Here is a 209-nt window from a genome sequence, read left to right as displayed (position 1 = left end):
ATTAATGAGACGGCACCTGTACTTGCGGTCAGTATTCACCAAAACAGCTATCCCTCCCCGGATGTCAGTGGATCCCAGATTTTTTACTTCGAACACTCCAAAGAGGGAGAGGAAATGGCAAATACGGTACAGAAACAGATAGAAAATCTTGAGGGAATAAAAAACCGTCCGATCAAAGGGAATGATACCTATTATTTGCTGCGGCGGAC

1 protein-coding gene is annotated in these 209 nt (G+C 44.5%); it reads left to right on the top strand.

Annotated elements, in window-relative coordinates; genetic code table 11:
- A partial coding sequence (locus HJY11_RS14825; RefSeq protein ID WP_368041639.1) for an N-acetylmuramoyl-L-alanine amidase occupies positions 1-209 on the top strand: 209 nt, incomplete at its 3' end.

It is taken from the genome of Bittarella massiliensis (ex Durand et al. 2017) (assembly GCF_017566145.1).
Classification (GTDB): Bacteria; Bacillota; Clostridia; order Oscillospirales; family Ruminococcaceae; genus Bittarella; species Bittarella massiliensis_A.
The sequence above is the reverse complement of the archived record's forward strand: the minus strand, read 5'-3'. Positions and strand labels throughout refer to the sequence as shown.